We start from the raw sequence: 1,084 nt of genomic DNA, 5'->3' as shown, positions 1-1,084 counted from the left end.
GTGCTTGGCAACGGGCGGAGGGCATGTTTCTCGCGCCCTTGCCTCCACAGATCGCTAGTTGGCTTTCCCACTACGGGTATGAGATTGAGCGGGACAGCCAGTCGGAAGTTGATGTGTTCCAATATCATCAGGAATACAGCTTCAATGCGCTTGAGAGAGAACTTGCCAGTCAAAAAACAGAGTCCGCTCGGCTTTTGGATGTTGTTGAACAGCAAATATCTCATAACTCAGCACTTCAAGATGAATTGACCAGGCAAGTCGAACACGCCCAACTTGTAGAGCAAGACTGGTTGGCACGCGGGGAATTGATTCAGCAGCATTCGATTACGCTTGAGTCGCAGATAAACCACAACCGTCTTCTTCAGGAAGAGTTAGCCACACAGTCCCAACACATCCACCATTTAGAGGAGGATTGGGTTGCTCGTGGAGAGTTGATTGGGCAGCATTCGAAGACGCTCGAAATGCAAGCTAGTCAGAATTTTCTTCTTCAAGAAGAGTTGGCCAATCTGTCTCGACATACCCAATGTGTGGAGCAGGATTGGGCTGCCCGTGGGGATTTGATCGAGCAGCAGTCGAGTTCGCTCGAGACGCAAATCGGCCAGTACCTCATCCTTCAGGAGGCGTTAGTCAAACAATCTCAGCACATCCAGCTTTTAGAGCAGGATTGGGCTGCCCGTGGAAACTTGATCGAGCAGCACTCAATTTCGTTGGAATCGCAAATTTCCCAGAATCTGATCCTTCAGGAGGAACTGGTCAAACAGTCTCAGCATATTCAACGTGTTGAGCAGGATTGGGCCGCCCGTGGAGATCTGATTGAAGAACACTCAATTTCTCTAAAATCACAAATTTCCCAGAACCTGATCCTTCAGGAGGAACTGGCCAAGCAGTCTCAGCATATTCAGCGTGTTGAGCAGGATTGGACTGCCCGTGGGCATTCGATTGCTCAACTCTCAGAAAATCTTCAGGCTCAGGTAAGTCAAATTTCCTTACTTGAACGGGACGTGATGGAAAAAGCTGAGCATATCCAGTTTGTAGAACAGGAGCTGGCCGCTCGTGAAGAATTGATCAAAGAGCTCTTAAATAC

General features: G+C 48.8%; 1 protein-coding gene. It reads left to right on the top strand.

The window, feature by feature from the left end; translation table 11 throughout:
* Positions 1–23: 23 nt before the first annotated feature.
* On the top strand, positions 24–1,084 hold a 1,061-nt coding region (locus tag ACXRVY_RS31000; RefSeq protein ID WP_458239207.1), incomplete at its 3' end, for a hypothetical protein.

It is taken from the genome of Pseudomonas sp. P5_A2_2 (assembly GCF_054177685.1).
The sequence above is the reverse complement of the archived record's forward strand: the minus strand, read 5'-3'. Positions and strand labels throughout refer to the sequence as shown.